At 53.4% G+C, this 17,232-nt stretch carries 11 protein-coding genes; 5 read left to right on the top strand and 6 right to left on the bottom strand.

The features are described from left to right. The first annotated feature begins 171 nt into the window (after positions 1–171). From PLIM_RS09320 to PLIM_RS09310, 3 genes are all read left to right on the top strand, one after another. Positions 172–1,392, top strand: a complete 1,221-nt coding sequence (locus PLIM_RS09320) for an inositol-3-phosphate synthase (RefSeq protein WP_013110058.1) — start codon at positions 172–174, stop codon at positions 1,390–1,392. Between the two features lie 242 nt (positions 1,393–1,634). Continuing rightward, positions 1,635–4,676 carry a PSD1 and planctomycete cytochrome C domain-containing protein gene (locus PLIM_RS09315; protein WP_013110057.1) on the top strand — a complete coding sequence of 1,014 codons (3,042 nt, stop codon included), beginning with the start codon at positions 1,635–1,637 and terminating at the stop codon, positions 4,674–4,676. Between the two features lie 66 nt (positions 4,677–4,742). Next, positions 4,743–6,179 carry a DUF1501 domain-containing protein gene (locus tag PLIM_RS09310; protein ID WP_013110056.1) on the top strand — a complete coding sequence of 479 codons (1,437 nt, stop codon included), beginning with the start codon at positions 4,743–4,745 and terminating at the stop codon, positions 6,177–6,179. 340 nt (positions 6,180–6,519) lie between these two features. On the opposite strand, the gene PLIM_RS09305 is transcribed toward PLIM_RS09310, so the two are convergent. Then, on the bottom strand, positions 6,520–6,969 hold the full coding sequence (locus tag PLIM_RS09305) for a division/cell wall cluster transcriptional repressor MraZ (RefSeq protein ID WP_013110055.1): 450 nt from the start codon (positions 6,967–6,969) through the stop codon (positions 6,520–6,522). A 210-nt stretch (positions 6,970–7,179) separates the two neighbouring features. After that, on the bottom strand, positions 7,180–8,346 hold the full coding sequence (locus PLIM_RS22730) for a glycosyltransferase (RefSeq protein ID WP_013110054.1): 1,167 nt from the start codon (positions 8,344–8,346) through the stop codon (positions 7,180–7,182). 182 nt (positions 8,347–8,528) lie between these two features. Between PLIM_RS22730 and queA the strand changes: the two genes are divergently transcribed. Then, positions 8,529–9,623, top strand: coding sequence for a tRNA preQ1(34) S-adenosylmethionine ribosyltransferase-isomerase QueA (queA, locus tag PLIM_RS09290; RefSeq protein WP_013110053.1), 1,095 nt, complete (start codon positions 8,529–8,531; stop codon positions 9,621–9,623). Between the two features lie 40 nt (positions 9,624–9,663). On the opposite strand, the gene PLIM_RS09285 is transcribed toward queA, so the two are convergent. Further along, positions 9,664–10,815 (bottom strand): NHL domain-containing protein, encoded by a 1,152-nt coding sequence (locus tag PLIM_RS09285; protein WP_230849432.1) that lies wholly within the window; start codon positions 10,813–10,815, stop codon positions 9,664–9,666. Positions 10,816–11,144: 329 nt separating this feature from the next. On the opposite strand from PLIM_RS09285, the gene PLIM_RS22725 reads away from it, so the two are divergent. Further along, a complete protein-coding gene (locus PLIM_RS22725; RefSeq protein WP_013110051.1) occupies positions 11,145–12,476 on the top strand; it encodes an FN3 domain-containing metallophosphoesterase family protein in 1,332 nt (443 codons plus the stop codon). Between the two features lie 6 nt (positions 12,477–12,482). Here PLIM_RS22725 and PLIM_RS09275 read toward each other — a convergent pair whose 3' ends face one another. From PLIM_RS09275 to PLIM_RS09265, 3 genes are all read right to left on the bottom strand, one after another. Continuing rightward, a complete protein-coding gene (locus PLIM_RS09275; RefSeq protein WP_230849431.1) occupies positions 12,483–14,660 on the bottom strand; it encodes a peptidoglycan D,D-transpeptidase FtsI family protein in 2,178 nt (725 codons plus the stop codon). A 68-nt stretch (positions 14,661–14,728) separates the two neighbouring features. Next, positions 14,729–15,052, bottom strand: coding sequence for a hypothetical protein (locus PLIM_RS09270; protein ID WP_013110049.1), 324 nt, complete (start codon positions 15,050–15,052; stop codon positions 14,729–14,731). Between the two features lie 91 nt (positions 15,053–15,143). Continuing rightward, complete coding sequence (locus PLIM_RS09265) at positions 15,144–17,126, bottom strand: LysM peptidoglycan-binding domain-containing protein (protein WP_013110048.1); 1,983 nt, start codon at positions 17,124–17,126, stop codon at positions 15,144–15,146. Positions 17,127–17,232 lie beyond the last annotated feature (106 nt).

Below are 17,232 nucleotides of genomic sequence, written 5' to 3'. Positions count from 1 at the left end.
TTTGCATTCATGTTAATTTATATGTTCAAGAAGAGCGGTGGAGAAACTGTTCGCCACAAAATACCGGCTGAGTCCACTTGGGTGAACCCCGCGTACTCGCCTCAGTAACATATGCGGTGACGAACGAAAATGGCTATTGAAGAAACGAATTCTGGGAAGTGAGAGCAATTGATGGCGGCGCGAGTTGGGCTGTGGATGGTCGGTGCCTGGGGTGGCGTGGCAACAACAGTGGCGACTGGCCTGTCGGCACTCCGGCAGGGGTTGTCGGAACCTGTTGGGCTTGTGACAGCGAAGGAACCTCTCGCCAGTCTTCCGTGGGCTGATTGGGGTGATCTGACGATTGGTGGTCATGACATTCGCGAAACCACGTATGCAGCCGAAGCCCAGGTTCTCTGGGAAAAATCGCGGGTCTTTTCTCCCGATTTGCTGAACCGGGTAGCCGATGACTTTGCTGCCTGGGATCAGAATATTCAGCCGGGTGTTCTCGTGAATGTGGGCGATCGAATTCGTTCACTGGCGGGTGAAAAGTCGCGATCATATCTGGCAGAGAGTCCATTGCAGGCGATTGCCAGAATCCGCAAGGATCTCGAAAACTTTCGCGAACAGCATCGACTGGATCGATTGATTGTCGTCAACGTCGCTTCGACAGAACCACCCGTTGACCCGGCCCTGGCAGAACTTGACTGGCCACAATTGCAAAAGCTGCTGGGAGCCAGCGAGCCGATCAAGCTCCCTTCGAGTTCGCTCTATGCAATTGCTGCTTTTGAATGCGGTGCCTCGCATGTCAATTTTACTCCTTCGGTGGGGACTGATCTGCCCGCATTGTCCGAACTGGCATTAACTCAAGGAGTGGTGCATTGCGGGCGCGATGGGAAGACAGGAGAGACGTTATTGAAGTCAGTCCTGGGGCCCATGTTTGCTGCGAGAAATCTGCATGTGAACAGTTGGGTGGGCCATAACATTTTTGGCAATTTGGATGGGAAAGTTCTGGATGATCCCGCCAACAAAGCCACGAAAGTCAAATCCAAGGATCATCTGCTGACGGAGATTCTGGGCTACAAACCGCAGACGCTGGTCTCGATCGAGTACATTGAGTCGTTGGGCGACTGGAAGACCGCGTGGGATCATATCCATTTCGAGGGGTTCCTCGGGACGAAAATGGCCATGCAGTTTACCTGGCAAGGGTGCGATTCCTTGCTGGCTGCGCCCCTCGTGCTTGACCTCGTTCGTATCACTGAGTTGGAAGCACGGCTGGGAAGCAAAGGATTGCTCCCCTTTGTGGGATCTTTCTTCAAGAGCCCGATGGGTTGCTCAACTCCCGAATTTGCCACGCAATACCAGCAACTCGTCGAGTGGGCTCAACTGCGTCAAAGCCAGTTTGAGAAGAAGTGATCCAGGGATCGAGCCGGTAACATTCGATGTGTCTGAATTCTGTCTCTCTCAAGTCGAGAAACTCGGGAAAGTCTAGTATTCCACGGAGTTTGGCAGTTCAATAAATTGAGTTCTTGTTGTAATGCAATGAAAAGTTGAATTGCTCCTTAAACTTATCGCAATTTTAGCGTAGGTAATTGACGCGATGGTTACTGCATGATTGATCAATCGCGTGAAGTGATGTGGCAGGGAGTCTTCCCGAAATGTATTCGCAGTTTTTTCGTGACCTAACGATCTGGAGCAAGCGAGAGTCGCATCACCGCCCGGCCATTCAATCTGTTGGGTTGTTGACGGGTCTGGCCCTCTGCTTGCTGATGGCACCAGCGGTTGCCGCAGAAAAGCTCGATTACAATCGAGATGTGCGGCCCATCCTGTCGAACAAGTGCTTTCGCTGCCACGGATTTGACGACAAAAATCGAGCCGCTGGTTTGCGGCTCGATATGGCGGAGGGGGCACTGGCTGAGCGCGATGGTGCAGCGGCAATTGTGCCCCATGCCCCTGAAGAAAGCCTGCTGGTGGAACGGATCGAGACCAGCGATGTTGATCTCAAAATGCCACCACCCGAGTCACCGCAACAGTTGACCGAACAGGAAATCGCCCTGTTGAAACAGTGGATTCGTGAAGGAGCCGAGTATCAGCCCCACTGGGCTTTTGCTCCGCTTTCAAAGCCTGAGATCCCTTCAGCAATGGCAACGCCTGTCGATACTGTGCCTGGCTCACCGCTCGATGGATTCATCGAGAAGGAGTTGCTGGCTAAAGGGATTCCGGTCGCACCCATGGCTTCGCGGGCTGTTCGAATTCGCCGGCTTTATCTCGATGTGTTAGGGATTCTCCCTTCTCCCGAGGAAGTCGATCGCTTTGAGCAGGATGCAGCTCCTGATGCCTGGGAGAAACTGGTCGATGAGGTTTTGGCCAGCCCGCATTATGGTGAGCGCTGGGGGCGGCACTGGCTCGATCAGGCACGCTATGCCGATTCGAATGGCTACACCATCGATGGAGCCCGTGTGATGTGGCCCTATCGGGATTGGGTGATTCAGGCACTGAATGCGGATATGCCATTTGATCAATTTACGATCGAACAATTGGCCGGTGATTTGTTGCCCAATGCCAGCAAAAAACAACTTGTGGCCACGGCGTTTCATCGCAACACGATGATCAACGAAGAGGGTGGAGTAAAAGCCGATCAATTTCGCCATGAAGCGATGGTTGATCGCGTGGCGACGACAGGGTCGGTCTGGCTGGGCCTCTCGATTGGATGTGCCCAATGTCATACTCATAAGTATGACCCGATCACACACGAGGATTTTCACAGGCTCTATGCGTTTTTTAATGCGGCCAAAGATGCCAACAATCAGGCGGAAACTGTTCCAGTTTATGTGAATGAAGTCTTTGGACTCACGCCTGCTCAAGACGCGCTCCTGGCACAACTGAAAGCTCTGCGAATTGAGCAAGGAAAATTGAAAGAGGCCGTGGGGAAAGAGACGAAGGTCGCCAGTGGCGGAGACCCGGCTGCTGTTCGCTGGAACCGAGTTGAATTCACGCAGTTTGCTGCTGGAAGTAATGGGGAGCTTGTTCAACTTCCTGATCAATCGCTGCTGGCCAGTCGGAAACTCGCCGAGAACGATAACTATGAAGTCACGTTTGATTGGCCTGAGAAAACCCGAGCCGTCAAGATTGTGGTTTTGACCCACGAATCATTGCCCAGGCAAGGCCCGGGTCTGGCCTCGAATGGTAACTTCGTTCTAAGTGACGTTTCCCTGAAGCAGAAAGATCGATCATTCCGCTTCGAGCAGGCTTTTGCTGATCATGAACAACCTGGCTACACCGCCATCCATGCCATCGACAATGATCCTCAAAGTGGCTGGGCAATCAATGTTTCTGCCGACCAGACCAAACGCAATCCGCAATTGAAGATGAACGCTCGGCATGAACTCGTGTTGAAAGCATCTCAAGAGGTCGAGCCAGGGCCCGTGACGATCGTGCTTCGACATGATCGGAATGCTCATTATCTGATTGGCCGTTTTGCTGTCGAACTGGCAGATCAATGGCCTGAGGCGACAACCTCCTCTTCGCAAATCCAGCAGCTGGCGGAAATTAACGAGCAGATTCGTCGGCTGGAAGCACAAGTCCCAGGGGCTGGCCGTGAATATCTGCAGATGGTGATGCAGGATTTTCCCAAGCCGCCACCGACCTATCTGCTGTTGCGAGGAGATTTTCTCAATCCCGATCTTCCAAGAGGTGAACTTTCCCCTGGCGTTCCTGCGGCCTTGACTGTCTCTACCGGCCCGGCCGACAAGCTGAAGAATCGACTTGATCTGGCCCGCTGGCTGGTCAGCAAAGACAATGCTTTGACAGCACGAGTCTTTGTGAATCGTGTCTGGATGCGATATTTCGGCCGAGGGATTGTCGAAACCGAGAATGATTTTGGGATGCAGGGTTCGCTGCCATTCTCACCAGAGCTTCTCGATTGGCTGGCAGGTCGATTTATCGAAAAGAAGTGGTCCATGAAGGCGCTTCATAAAGAGATTCTACTTTCAAAAACTTACTGCCGGGAGAGCCGAATCATTTCTCAGGCACTGTCAAAAGATCCACAGAATCGCGCCTTGGGGCGACAGCAGCGTCTCCGAGTGGATGCGGAGATTCTGCGCGATCTGATGCTTTCAGCCAGCGGGTTATTGACTCCCACGATCGGTGGCCCGAGTGTGTTTCCTCCGCAACCGGCTGGTGTTTTCCAGTTCACGCAGAACAGTAAACCTTGGAATGAAGAACAGGGTGAAAATCGTTACCGCCGGACGATGTACACGATGTTCTATCGGAGTGCTCCGTACCCGCTGCTGGCGACTTTTGACGCACCCGATTTCACTTCAGCCTGTACACGGAGGCAGCCCAGCAGTACGCCACTTCAGGCACTTTCGGTGGCCAACGATCCGATGTTTCTGGAAATGGCAGGTGGTCTGGCTCAGCGAGTGCTTCAGGATCAGCCTCGCGATACGGAGGCAGTTGCCAATGTCATGTGGAAGATCTGTCTGTCGCGTGCCATGAGCGCCGATGAGCGCGAGATTGTGGCTAGATTCTTCGAAGCGGAAAAACAAAGGTTTGATCGATCACCAGAGCAGATCAACAAACTCTTGAAGCCAATGAAACGGTTTTCGTGGCCAGCGGATCTTTCTCAAGCCGAGATTGCAGCCACCATCAGTCTGGCGCGACTCGTTTTTAATACCGATGAGTTTATTACTCGCAACTAGACGATTTTCTGGTCGTTTCTTCTGAGCCTTGCGACTTCTTCCCGAACCAGAACAGTGCAGGTCAGCATGTCAGATTTATCACAAGACAATTCGAAGATTTCGAAACAGGCTGCTGATGTTTTGAATCGCCGCTATTTTCTCCAGCAGGCCCCACTGGCATTGGGAGGGACGGCACTGGGGGCTTTGCTGGCTCAGGATGGCTTCTCTTCGGAACCGGCACCGGCACCCAGGTTGGCGAAAGCGAAAAATGTCATCTTTTTGTTTATGGCTGGCGGCCCGAGTCAGCTCGAACTCTTTGAGGATAAACCCGAGCTGAAACGGTTTCATGGCGAGGCACCACCGGCCAGTTTTACTGAGGGTCGTCGCTTTGCATTTTTGAAGCCGGATGCCAAGCTGCTGGGCAGCACTCGCCAATTTGGTCGCTATGGCGAATGTGGGATGGAACTGAGTGAACTCCTCCCATATCACCGTTCGATCGTCGATGATGTCTGCTGGTTGAAGGCTGTGGCGACAGATGTCTTTAACCATGGCCCTGCCAAACTGTTTATGAATACCGGCTTTCAGGCACCGGGTCGGCCAAGTTTTGGTTCCTGGCTGACATACGGCTTGGGGAGTGAATCACAGAATCTGCCGGCTTTTGTTGTGCTTCAGAGCGGCCCGCGTGGCCCCCGGGCTGGAAATGCCCTGTGGTCAAGTGGTTTTCTGCCGTCTCAATATCAGGGTGTCCCCCTGCGAGGACAGGGGCCGCCAATTCTTCATCTACAAACCCCTGCGGGATTTGATGATGAAGGGCAGAGCCGACTGTTCTCGACGTTGCGGCAACTGAATGAAGTGCAGTTGCAGCGGTCGGGTGATCCAGAGATCGCCACTCGAATTGCCGCCTACGAAACCGCCTATCGGATGCAGACGAGTGCTCCCGAGTTAGTGGAACTCTCGCAGGAGACCGAAGCGACGCTCAATCTTTATGGAGCAGAGCCTGGTAAGGCCTCGTTTGCGAATAATTGTCTTCTGGCTCGTCGGCTGGTCGAGCGCGGTGTGCGATTCATTCAGCTTTATCATACCGACTGGGATCATCACGGTGGGAAAGGGGCCGACCTGACAGACGCCTTAGAGAAGGAATGTCGGGCAGTTGATCAGGCGTCGGCGGCACTGATTCTCGATCTGAAGCAACGCGGTTTGCTGGACGATACGCTGGTTATCTGGGGTGGGGAATTTGGTCGAACTCCACTGGGTGAAGTGCGAGGGACAATTGGTCGCGATCACCACATTGATGCTTTTACCATGTGGGTGGCAGGTGGCGGGTTTCGGCCTGGATACATTCATGGTTCGACCGATGAATTGGGATTTGCAGCGACGAGTGGGCGAGTTCATGTTCATGACCTGCATGCCACACTGCTCCATCAACTGGGGATTGATCATGAACGGCTGACTTACCGCTTTCAGGGGCGGGATTTCCGATTGACCGATGTGCATGGCCACGTGGTTCAAGAGGTGCTCATCTGACGCTTCTGAGATTTTCCTTTTGAGGAATTTCTACAGGCAAACATCAGGGTACCATCAAAAAAAACTGCCGGTCGCGGGCTGCCACCTGCGACCGGCAATCTGTTCTATTGGCGTCTGCAAGCTGCCTGTGACATCTTGCCACATTCTGCAGCCAGCAGCTTTTCACTTCTTAGAGTCGAAAACTCAACTCCTCTGCAGCGAACGCCCCTGCTGAGATTCCGTTCTCAGTCAGGCATTTCCGCGAAGCCCGGTAAGCCAGCGGGAAGAACTCAACAAAATTTACTCAAAGCTCCCCTGTTCTCCAAACCAGCAGGCTTGTTGAACAAAGAATTCACATCATTCAGCCCACAATCTGCCAGGAGTTCCCCGGAGAGGAGAGCTGATCGAACTGTGGGGAATACGTTCTCGTGTACAAATCCCAATGTTCCCGATCCCAGATTTCGACATGATCATTCACGCCCAGCAGATAGATTTCTTTATCAAGCAACGCGTGGGTTGACAGGCGATCTGGTATCCGGAATCGTCCTTGATTATCTAAATCGACCCTCTCCGCAGAAGAGTAAAACAACCGCAAATACGTTTGATCACCGCCGGGAAAGCCTCTGGAACTTAATGTTTCCGACAGGCAATTGAAACCTTCCGGAGAGTAGAGTACCAGTGATTTTTGAGTCCCAGGGGCGATGTACAGATGGTTACATTCGAGGCAACCCAAGTCTTCGCGTAGTCGCTTGGGGAGGCCCACACGCTGCTTCTCGTCGAGAATTCGCAGGTAGGTACCCGTCAGCGGCATCTTGACCCAGTCGCTAGTTACAAGCCAACGTCGAGAGATTTCAAGAAGGGATGCGTTTCCCCATTCCTCCCCACAATCTCCCACAAAGTCCCCGCAGAATATCAATCCGTCACCATCGTGCAAGTTCAGCTCGTGGCCAGAAGGGGCTGATGACGTTCCCCATCGCCGTAGATCGTTATCCACAAAGCGATTCGGTCGTGGAAAAATTTTTCAGTTGATCGACGTTGAGAGTACTGGTGGGCTCACTTGCAGCAATTGCCGGTACAAAAAATCGTAGGCAGAAATCGTCGCCTGTGTCGTAAGCTTTTTTTCAATAAATACTTGCGCCGAGTTTGCGAGGTCGGTGGATCGAGTTTCGCTGCTGAGCGCCTCATCGATGGCTGCAGCCAGAGTCTCGGGATCATTGATGGGGACCAGCCAGCCCCGCTGGCTATTTTCCCCTCGCTGGCCATACCCGAGGAGTTCTGAGCTCCCTTCGACGTTGGTGGCCACACAGGGCTTGCCGGTGGCCATGGCTTCGAGCAGCGCATTGGGCATTCCCTCCCAGCGCGATGCCAGCACGAAAAGATCGCAACTGGCCATCAGGCGAGGAATGTCATTTCTCTGCCCCAGAAAATGGACGCGACCATTGGCTGGGCTTTGAGTGCCTTTGTGAAGTTCGAGCTCTTTTCTTAGCGGACCTTCACCGGCAATCACCAGATGAAGCCTGGGCCATTCAGGGGCCACTTTTCCAAACGCCTCGAGCAATATGTCCATCCCCTTCTGCAGATCCAGCCTCCCCGCCGAAAAGAGCATGATGGCATCGACCGGGAGGTTGAGATCTGCTCTGGTGAAAGGAATGGCGTTTTTCCAGCGGTCGATATCAATGCCATTGGGAATGACGACGAGCCTTGTCTGGTTGAGCTTCCAATTTTTTGCTGCGTGCTGACGAACGCCTTCACTGACACAAACCCAGCGAGTCACCAGCGAAGCTGTGAGCCATTCGACCCAGCCATGCCAATGGGCTTGCCGTTCTGCCACGCGCAGACCGCAAACGACGATTGATCGCCCTGCTCTGAAAGCCGCCAGACGCCCCAGAATATTGGCATGAAACAGAAATGTCTGAATGATTTCGGGCTGAAAACTGCGGATATTCTCAACCAGTTGTTTGAGAACCGACAGCGTTGACCTGGCGCTCCTGGCACCCAGACAGTGAGGAATAATTCCCTGCTCTTCGAGTTGATCGCAAAGCTCGGCCCGTGGCCCCAGGCAAACCACCCGCACCTCCCAGCCTTTGTGCAATAATCCAATGGCCAGTTGCACAAACTGTTGCTCGGCACCACCCCGGTCAAGTTCCGTGATGATCATCAGAATTCGAGGGCGAGGGCTGTGGGTCATGCAGTCCGCATTCGTCAAAACGTCTTTCGATTTCTGTCGATTCTAGCCGTTTTCAGGAATTTCTCTTCCTGCCAAATCAACTCTGGGCTCTGTTCGCCAGACATCTTGTGAACTTCAATGTAGCATCAATGATTCAAGGAGTGCGAATCAAGGCCTGGCACTCGCAGTCTATCGGAGAAAGCATGTCGTCCTCCCCAGATTTTGAGTCACTTTCGACTTACGATTATGAACTTCCTCCAGAACTGATTGCACAGCATCCTTTGCCCGAGCGAGACGCCTCTCGCATGCTGGTCATACATCGTTCGACAGGCATGATCGAGCATCGGTTCATTAAAGAGCTGCCGCTGTTTCTTAAACCCCACGATCTGATTGTGGTCAACAACAGCAAAGTCGTTCCTGCCCGATTACAGGGTGTGAGAGCTTCCACTGGCGGCAAATGGGAAGGACTTTTTCTGGGAGTCACAACCTCCGGAGAGTGGCAGATCATTGGGCAGACGCGCGGACGGCTTGTGGCTGGCGAGTGGATCACGATTCCTGTTCCAGCGACTCATATCGAAAATGCTGCAAGTCGCCAGAACTCCGACCTTCAATTGCAGTTGATTGAACGTGGAGAAGGTGGCATCTGGAAAGCGTCTCCTCAGAGTGAAATTTCTACCTGGGATCTGCTTGAGCAATATGGAAGCATGCCTCTGCCACCTTACATTCATCGAGATGACGAAGAGGCGGAAGATCGAGTCCGCTATCAGACGATTTTTTCCGGGCCGCAAGGCTCGGTCGCAGCACCCACTGCTGGACTGCATTTTACTCCCGCATTGAGAGATCGATGTGCAGCTTCCGGGGCGAAATTTGCAGAAGTCACGCTGCATGTGGGCATGGGGACATTCCGCCCCGTCAGCAGTGAGCGGATCGCTGAGCATCAGATGCATACGGAAACCTGCGAGTTGTCTGAAGACGTAGCACAAAAAATTCGATCGACAAAGTCCGAGGGCGGGAGAGTCCTGGCAATTGGTACAACTTCGGCGCGAACCTTGGAATCGGCTGCGAGAAAAGTGGGCGTGGGTTTACCTTGGCAGGGCGAAACGAATCTTTTCCTCAGGCCGCCATGCGAGTTTCTGCAAGTCGAGGCTCTACTGACGAACTTTCATGTTCCCAAATCGACACTCTTGATGCTGGTTTGTGCCATGGCAGGCTACGACCTGACAATGCAGGCCTACAAAGAGGCCGTCGAGCAGCGCTATCGCTTCCTCAGTTATGGCGACTGCATGCTCATTCTGTAAAACTAAGTTGTATCCGGTCTGAAGAGTCATCCCTGCCTGCTTATCGTAACGGAAGAACGCGGACTTTATTGTTGGAACTGTCTCCGACCAGGAGTAAGCCCTCCTTGGTAATGAATACGCCATGGGGCCGGTTGAGGCGGCAGGTCTTTGCCTCCCCGTCCGGGCCATCACCGGCTTTGCCATCACCGATCACAGTTTCAATCAGGCCGGTCTTCGCTCGAATCACACGAATCGTGTGTGTTTCGGTATCGGCGAGATAAATGTCGCCATTAGCATCGACAGCCGCTCCCTTGGGGGCACCGAGAATGGCTTTGCGGGCATCAATCCCGTCACCGACTAAAGATGGCTTACCACCCACACCAGCAATGTGGATGAGTTTGGCTTCTCCTTTGGGAAAGCGATAGACCGCGTTCCCTTCGCGAAGCGCGAGAATCATGTCTCCTTCGGGAGTGAAGTCGATACTGCGCGGGCCATTGAGGGGTGTGCCCACCTGCGGATCACCATCTTTGGCAGGTTTCCTTTCGCCAGTTCCGTAAGCGGTCGAGATCAGGCCCGTTTTCATATCGACTTTGCGAACCCGGTGGTTCCCGGTATCGCAGATCAACAGATCGCCAGCCGGATCGATCTGAATGGAATGTGGCATATTCAATTGAGCTTTTTCGGCTGGCCCGCCATCACCACTGAATCCGGCGGTTCCTGTGCCTGCCAGTGTGGAAATCATGCCCGTTTTGCCATCAATCTTGCGGATGGTATGCGTGCGCATATCGGCAATGACGATATCCCCGGCAGGAGTAAAACGGAGTTCATGGGGTTCGTTCATCAAGGCTTTTGTCGCCGGGCCGCCGTCACCGGCAAATCCTTTTTTGCCAGGAGTCCCGGCAATGGTTGTCGCAGTCTGCTTTTCCAGATCGAGGCGGCGAATGATGTGACCTGTGTACTCACAGAAATACAAAGCACCATCCGGCCCAATCACGAGTCCAAACGGCTGGCCGCTGTGAGTTTCGAGGAATGGCTGCTGATCGCCATTGAATCCATCTTTGCCTGATCCAAAGATTGTTTTGACTTCGCCAGCATGGGCGACATTGAGTTCGGCGAAGGCAAAGAGACTCAGGAGCACACAGAGTGCAGCCAGCCGCATTAGGTTTGATGGCCCAAAGCTCGTTTGGCCGGGGCGCATTATGACGGAACGCATGGTGACAGTGCGGTGTCTTTGAACGGAAAGCAGAGACCGCCGGTGAGCGCGATGAGATCTCTGGGCCCGATTTGAATTCTGCACGTTTTCGATCGTCATTGACTGCCTATCGGAGATCATGGCCATTGTCTCTCTGAAAGTTGTTTCCCTGTGATTGATTGTCACAAATACGCCCTTCGTCATGTTCTTGCCACAGGAAAGATCCCATTTTTTCAGTGACTTTTCCTGAGGCTGGTCACAGGAATTGACCGCGTCTTCATTGTTCCGTCATGATAGATTGTGCATTTCAGCAAGCGAATTGATGAACTATACGGATGAGGTACTTCGAAATGGATTCTATTGAATCACAGACATCAAGCGGCTTAAGTGTAAATCGACGTGAATTTTTGGAAGGGCTTTCGATCGGTGCGATAGCGACGACGGGATTAGCCAATGCCGGTGCATTAACGTCTGGTAATGAAGTTCATGCCGCTGAGAATCAACCGCCATCGAACGCCGATGCCATTGCAACATCAACAGCCAGGATTCTTGTGGGTGCTCCCGTTCTGCAGTGTCCGGCAGCTGACGGAATGAGCGTCGTATGGCAAGTCTCCGGGAATGCGACCGGGTGGGTCGAGTATGGGACGACGAAAGAGCTTGGCCAGGTCGTGAGACCGGGAGGGTATGGCCTCAACTCAATGGATTCACCCGTGCTTTCTGCGCGGTTGGAAGGTTTGCCTACAGCCGCCACGATCTACTATCGGGTCGCTGCTGCTCCCATTGATTTTCAGAACGCTTACAAGGTCGTTCGAGGAGAGACAGAATACAGTGAGATCTACGAGTTTCGGTTACCCGACCCAGATGCGAAAAGCTTCCGCTGGTGTGTGATCAACGATACGCACGAGGTCGATCAGACCTTGAGCGCCACGCTCGGTAAAGTCGAAGAACGGCAGGCCGAACTGATGGTTTGGAATGGGGACATTTTCAACGATGTTCGCTCCGAGAAACAGTTGGTCAATCAGACGTTGCAGCCAGCGGGCCGAGCCTATGCGACGACCCGGCCTGTGATGTTCGTGAGTGGCAATCATGATGTGCGAGGTGTGCTAGCCCGCCGGTTGGAAGAATGCATGCTTTCGCGACCCGATAACAGTCCCCTCGGGCGATGTTTTTCACTCCGATGCGGGCCAGTGGCTTTAATTGGTCTCGATACTGGTGAAGATAAACCTGACAGTCACCCTGTGTATGCAGGCTTAGCGCAATTCGAACCTTATCGTGAAGCTCAGGGGGCATGGCTGGCCAAAGTGCTCACTCAGCCAGAGATCGCGAGTGCGCCTTATCTGGTGGTTCATTGTCATATCCCGCTCTTCGGGAATCGGCGTAAGGATGCCGTGGAAGGCCAACTTGAGTTCGCCCGATTCTGCGAGCAGGGGCAGAAGTTCTGGTTGCCGCATTTGGAGAAAGCCAAAGCCCAACTGGTGATCAGTGGGCATACTCACAAGCATCGATTCATGCCGGCTGAGAGTGGTCAGGTGATGGCGCAGCTCATTGGTGGTTCACCCAATCTACCGTTAGCCACCGTGATTCTCGGGGAAGCCACATCCGAACGACTGCAGGTGACCGCCCTGCAGATGGATGGGCAGACTTTGGGAACATGGACTTTCCCACCCAGAAATCCTGCGTGAAAGCTCTTATCTGGTCGAATGGACCTTCGCTGGTGATGCCGCCCAGCGAAGATCTTTCGACAGATGCCTTAAAGTATGCTTCAGAATTTCTGCAGCAGCAGGAGCAGCCACTTTGCCACCAAAGGCTTCACCACCCACACTGGCTTCGTTGACGACCACGAGGACAATCGCCCGAGGCTTGTCGATGGGTGCACCGCAAATAAAGGAACTCACATACTTGCCATGAGAATAGCCACCAGAGGCCAATAAGACCTGGGCTGTACCGGTTTTGCCGAACACTTCGTAATCTGCCAGTTGAGCTTTTTTGCCAGTCCCACGAGTCACCACTTCGCGCAGTGGTTCACTGATCATCCAGTGAGAGACATCGCTGGAAATCACCTGCTGAGAAACCTGAGTTCGACTTTCGCGAGGGGCCTTGATGATTGTCGGGCTCCGCCAGACACCACCATTCGCGATCGCAGCATGGGCTGCGATCATCTGCAGAGGAGTCGCTGCCAGTTCATGACCCATCGGAATGGAGCCTGTCGAGTAGCTGTTCCACTGAGACAACGGTCGCAACAGCCCTGGTAATTCGCCGGTTAACTCAATGCCTGTGCGGCGGCCAATTCCAAAACGTTGTGCAGCCTCAAAAAGCTCTGCATTTCCCAGCAGTTCACCAACTTTGGCCATGCCGATATTACTGGATTTCACGAGCACATCTGTCAGGCTCAACGAGCCATAGGCATGGGTATCATGCAAGACTCGTCGTCCCATCCGATACTGACCACGCTCGCAGTCGAAGACCTGGTCTTTTTGAATCAGACCCGCTTCGAGGCCATAAGCCACAATGAGAGGTTTGAACGTCGATCCAGGTTCGTAGATATCGGCAATAGCCCGGTTCTTCCACGAATCACTGCCGGCCAGCTCCGGTTGATTGGGGTCAAAAGTGGGTCGGGAAGCCATCGACAGGATTTCGCCTGTGTGGGGATCCATGGCAATCGCGCAGACACTGCTGGGTTGCCACTGAGTCATGACCTCATCCAGAACACGTTCGGTCTGGAGCTGGATGACAGTATCAATCGTGAGGGTGACAGATTCGCCCGGACTCATCGGTAAGGTCGAGGTCGGGTCGATTTCAAGCACTCTTCCCCGGGCATCTCTCAATAAGGTTTCGTAACCAGGTTGACCGGCCAGAATCGATTCCTGAGATTCTTCGATGCCGCCCTGTCCTAGCCCGTCGATGTTCCGTAAACCCAGCACATGAGCTGCGATCTGCCCCTGGGGATAGACCCGGCGATATTCTTCGCGGAATCCCCATTGATCGCGAGGTAACTTCAATTCGCGGATCGATATGACTTCGCTGGGGTCTAGCCGTCGTTTAATCCAGAGAAACTGAGACTTCGACGAGTTCTGGATTTTTTGAGAGAGCTTTTGTGGATCGAGCTGGAGAACACTCGCGACTTTTGTTGCGAACGACTCGGGTTCATCAATCAGGCTGGGAACCAGAAAAAAACTTTGTGTGGTGACAGTTGTCGCAAGAATCCGCCCCGAAGAATCAAGAATATCCCCTGGCCTGGCAGGTACTGTTTGTCGAAAGATTCGCTGTCCCGAGGCTGTTCGTGAAAAATCATCCTGCTCAAGAACCTGGAGCTGGATCAACCGGCCGCCCAAAACCACACTCACGACCAGAGCACCCACGCTGGCAATCAACATCCGCTGCTCCATCGAACGAGAAGTGAGCCACGGATAGGATGCGGCTGGGTTGACTGAATCCCTCGGGGAAGTCAGCGGCTCAGTGGTGAGTTCCATCGCTTGCCGCATGCGGCTCGATGTGCAGCCTTTCCAGATCCATCTCGCCATGGAGCCAGCGGTGAGAATGAATCGGGTTCCCGCAAGTTTTGGGCCGCTTACCTTCCAGCATCTCTGGGGAAAACTAAGCCATTCCCAGTGAAAGGGCGTTGGTTGAGATTGAAGAGTTCCTGTCAAACTGAGGGTTTGAGAGGATGGTTCCGAGTCGCTGTTTTCGTACTTGGGAAACCACCGCTGAATGATGGCCCGGCGCAGGGTTTGAACGAGTGGTAATTGTGACCAGCGGTCAGATAACTGGCGAATGAAGGGCCTGAGTTCGCTGCATCGATTGGTCGCGTGGAACAGCCAATTCTGGCAGGTGTTCCTAATGCGAGCGATCAACGAGGAGAAACTCATGGGACGGTTGCTTTCGTGAGACCCTTCATCCGATCAGTACTGGAGAGGTGGAGTGAAACCCGGAGTTCTCATCGCCTGATCGGCGCTTTCTCCTGACGGGAAAGATCCGCCACAGTACGTTTTGGCCGTTCATTTTTTTTCCCCGAATCGTCGTCATAGCTGGGCCGGATCGCCATCAATTCGCCACGTTCGAGTTTTGGCAACAGATGGACTGGAGAGCTCGCGGCATGCACTTCCAGACGTAGCTGAACCAGTTGCTCTTGAGCGACATCAATCCGGTAGCTTTGGCGAATAATCTGTCTTTTGAGAGACAGTACTTCTGATTCCAGCGAGGTTCCATAAAGCGAAATCGCTACGACAATCAGTACTGCGACCCCAAATCGAAAAAACATGGCCACCTGATCCCATGCAGCTTGGGTGTGCCTGCGAACTTCGCGGTATCAATTGCAGGCAGTCGATCGACTCACGAGCAACCCGCGTCGCTCAGTTTCGGGTACCCGGCGACGTGTTCATTACTTGAACCTGGCTGGCATCGGGTGGAAGTCGCAAAATTGTGCCGACGGCAATGGTATTTCCGTCTTGAAGCTTGTCTCGGTTGAGTTCGAGAATCTGGATCCAGCGGGATGAGCGGCCCAGATGGGCTCTGGCAATGCCACTCATCGTGTCCTGATCGCTCACTTTGTACATAGGAACACCTGCCGGGTCGATGAAGAAACCACTGGCAGGTGCTTCATTCGTTCCTTCTGGTGGAGCACTGTTACGAGCGGCTTCGCTGACTTCGCGAGAGTTCGAGAATCCATATTTCTGCTCAAGAAATTCCACCGGAGGAATCTCGATCGTCGTTCCGGGTTTCATAGCTTCGGGACGAGGAACCGCCTTGGCATTATGAGAGGCAAGAGCGTTGAAGTAGCGTCCGCTGCCATAGACCTTTCGCGAAATACTCCAGAAGTTATCACTGGGTTCGACGGTGTAGCGTTGGCTGGGAGGGGTTGCAGAACCTGGCTCAAGGCTCAAATTTACTGAGTTCTGAGTATTGGTTGCGGGTATCGAAAGCTGATCCGGAAACGGTGGCTCCTGCTGAACTGGCTTGTTGTCCGCCATCGGCAATGCAGCAGGGGCAGGTTGTTTCAGACCACTGGTCGAAGCGGCAGGCGTTTCAAAACCGAAAGCATCCAGTTCATTCGCAGGAGAGTTGTTCACTGGCAGTGAGGGAGTGTTGGATGCAGGTCGCTCAACCGTCTTTGGTGCGGGAATTGTGGTACTTCCGCCAAAGGGATCGCTATCGAGATCGAGCGGCAATGCGGGCTGGGCTGGCTCTTTTTGAGCAGGCGTTTTTTGAGGAGAGGGATTATCGAATCCAAATTCGTCGATGACTGCCGGAGATGGAGTCTTCGCTTTAGCCGGAGTTTGTTCGAGTTCTGCAAATCCAAGTTCTGGTACAGCCCGGGACGTTTCTTGAGTTTTTGGCTGTGCAGGCTCATTCACAGGAAAGCTGGTGGCAGATCGCTTGGGTTCCACCTGGACAGGCAGCTCAAGGGATTCGACGACGTTTGCCTGGCTATCCGCAGCAAGACTGGCATCGTTCGCAGGGATCTCGACAGGCATGGAGAACGGATCATCCTGAGGCACCGATGGCTGATTTTTTGAGGGAGCTAAAGACCGTTCGTTACCACGAGAGGTCGTCTTTGCAGCGGGTGCGGATGGCTTTTCGATTTCATCAGCCGGAGATTCGAGGGCAAATGGATCTTCATTTGCAGGCGAACTCGTGGCCATCTTCTCAGAAGAAACTGGCTTGTTCTGGAGAGGCTCAAGATTGCCAGCAGGTAAAGTCAATTCTGCATCACGAGAAGAAGCGATCGCTGCAGGTGATGTTTTTGTGGGCTTTGAGTCTTCAAGACCGCCTGCGAAGGGGTCGATCTCGACGGTCTTTGAGGTGTTTCCACTTGCTGTGATTGCGGGAGGTGCTGTCGTGTTGGCCGGTAGATTTGATCCGGAAGACTGATCCGATGGCAAATCCAGGGCTGAGAAAGGATCAGCATCGACAGCTGTCGATTTCGGCGTGGAAGCAGCCACTGCAGCAGGAGGTGTTTCCGCTGGAAACGCCATATCGTCGAGGTCTGTCGGCAAGCTCGGGAGACTTCTCGCAGGCGACTTCGAGTTAGCCACTGGAGAAGCGACAGGATCGTTTTTGAGGTCGAGCAGTTCATTCTCGAGGCTCGATGGAAGTGTCGTGGCTGGCTTGCTCTCAGTACTGGATGACGAAGATGCTGCGTTGCTGGAAGCGAGCTGAATCTCAGCTTTGATATCGTCAGCACTGATTTCTGTCGCAGTGAGACCTGTTGAGGCACCTTCTGTGGCTTGCGCGACAGTGATTTGTGGGTGTTGCAGCCGTTTGTAAAGCAGCAAGCCAAAGCCGCAGGCCAGCACAACCACCAGCACCAGTCCGACTTTGGTTTCTCGGGCCATGTCATCATCCCTGACAAAAAGTGAACGCGAACGACCGCTCGTCCTCCTGACGAGTTCACCATTTGTCTACGCTTCCGAATAACGGGTCAAGATCAATGCACAATTC

The organism is Planctopirus limnophila DSM 3776, from assembly GCF_000092105.1.
Classification (GTDB): domain Bacteria; phylum Planctomycetota; class Planctomycetia; order Planctomycetales; family Planctomycetaceae; genus Planctopirus; species Planctopirus limnophila.
Note: the sequence above shows the minus strand (reverse complement) of the source record. Positions and strands in the feature narration are given on the sequence as shown.

Coding starts and splice junctions, on each gene's coding strand:
- PLIM_RS09320 (WP_013110058.1), top strand. CDS start 172: ATGGCGGCGCGAGTTGGGCTGTGGATGGTCGGTGCCTGGGGTGGCGTG.
- PLIM_RS09315 (WP_013110057.1), top strand. CDS start 1,635: ATGTATTCGCAGTTTTTTCGTGACCTAACGATCTGGAGCAAGCGAGAG.
- PLIM_RS09310 (WP_013110056.1), top strand. CDS start 4,743: ATGTCAGATTTATCACAAGACAATTCGAAGATTTCGAAACAGGCTGCT.
- PLIM_RS09305 (WP_013110055.1), bottom strand. CDS start 6,969: ATGCCGCTGACGGGTACCTACCTGCGAATTCTCGACGAGAAGCAGCGT.
- PLIM_RS22730 (WP_013110054.1), bottom strand. CDS start 8,346: ATGACCCACAGCCCTCGCCCTCGAATTCTGATGATCATCACGGAACTT.
- queA (WP_013110053.1), top strand. CDS start 8,529: ATGTCGTCCTCCCCAGATTTTGAGTCACTTTCGACTTACGATTATGAA.
- PLIM_RS09285 (WP_230849432.1), bottom strand. CDS start 10,815: ATGCGTTCCGTCATAATGCGCCCCGGCCAAACGAGCTTTGGGCCATCA.
- PLIM_RS22725 (WP_013110051.1), top strand. CDS start 11,145: ATGGATTCTATTGAATCACAGACATCAAGCGGCTTAAGTGTAAATCGA.
- PLIM_RS09275 (WP_230849431.1), bottom strand. CDS start 14,660: ATGAGTTTCTCCTCGTTGATCGCTCGCATTAGGAACACCTGCCAGAAT.
- PLIM_RS09270 (WP_013110049.1), bottom strand. CDS start 15,052: ATGTTTTTTCGATTTGGGGTCGCAGTACTGATTGTCGTAGCGATTTCG.
- PLIM_RS09265 (WP_013110048.1), bottom strand. CDS start 17,126: ATGGCCCGAGAAACCAAAGTCGGACTGGTGCTGGTGGTTGTGCTGGCC.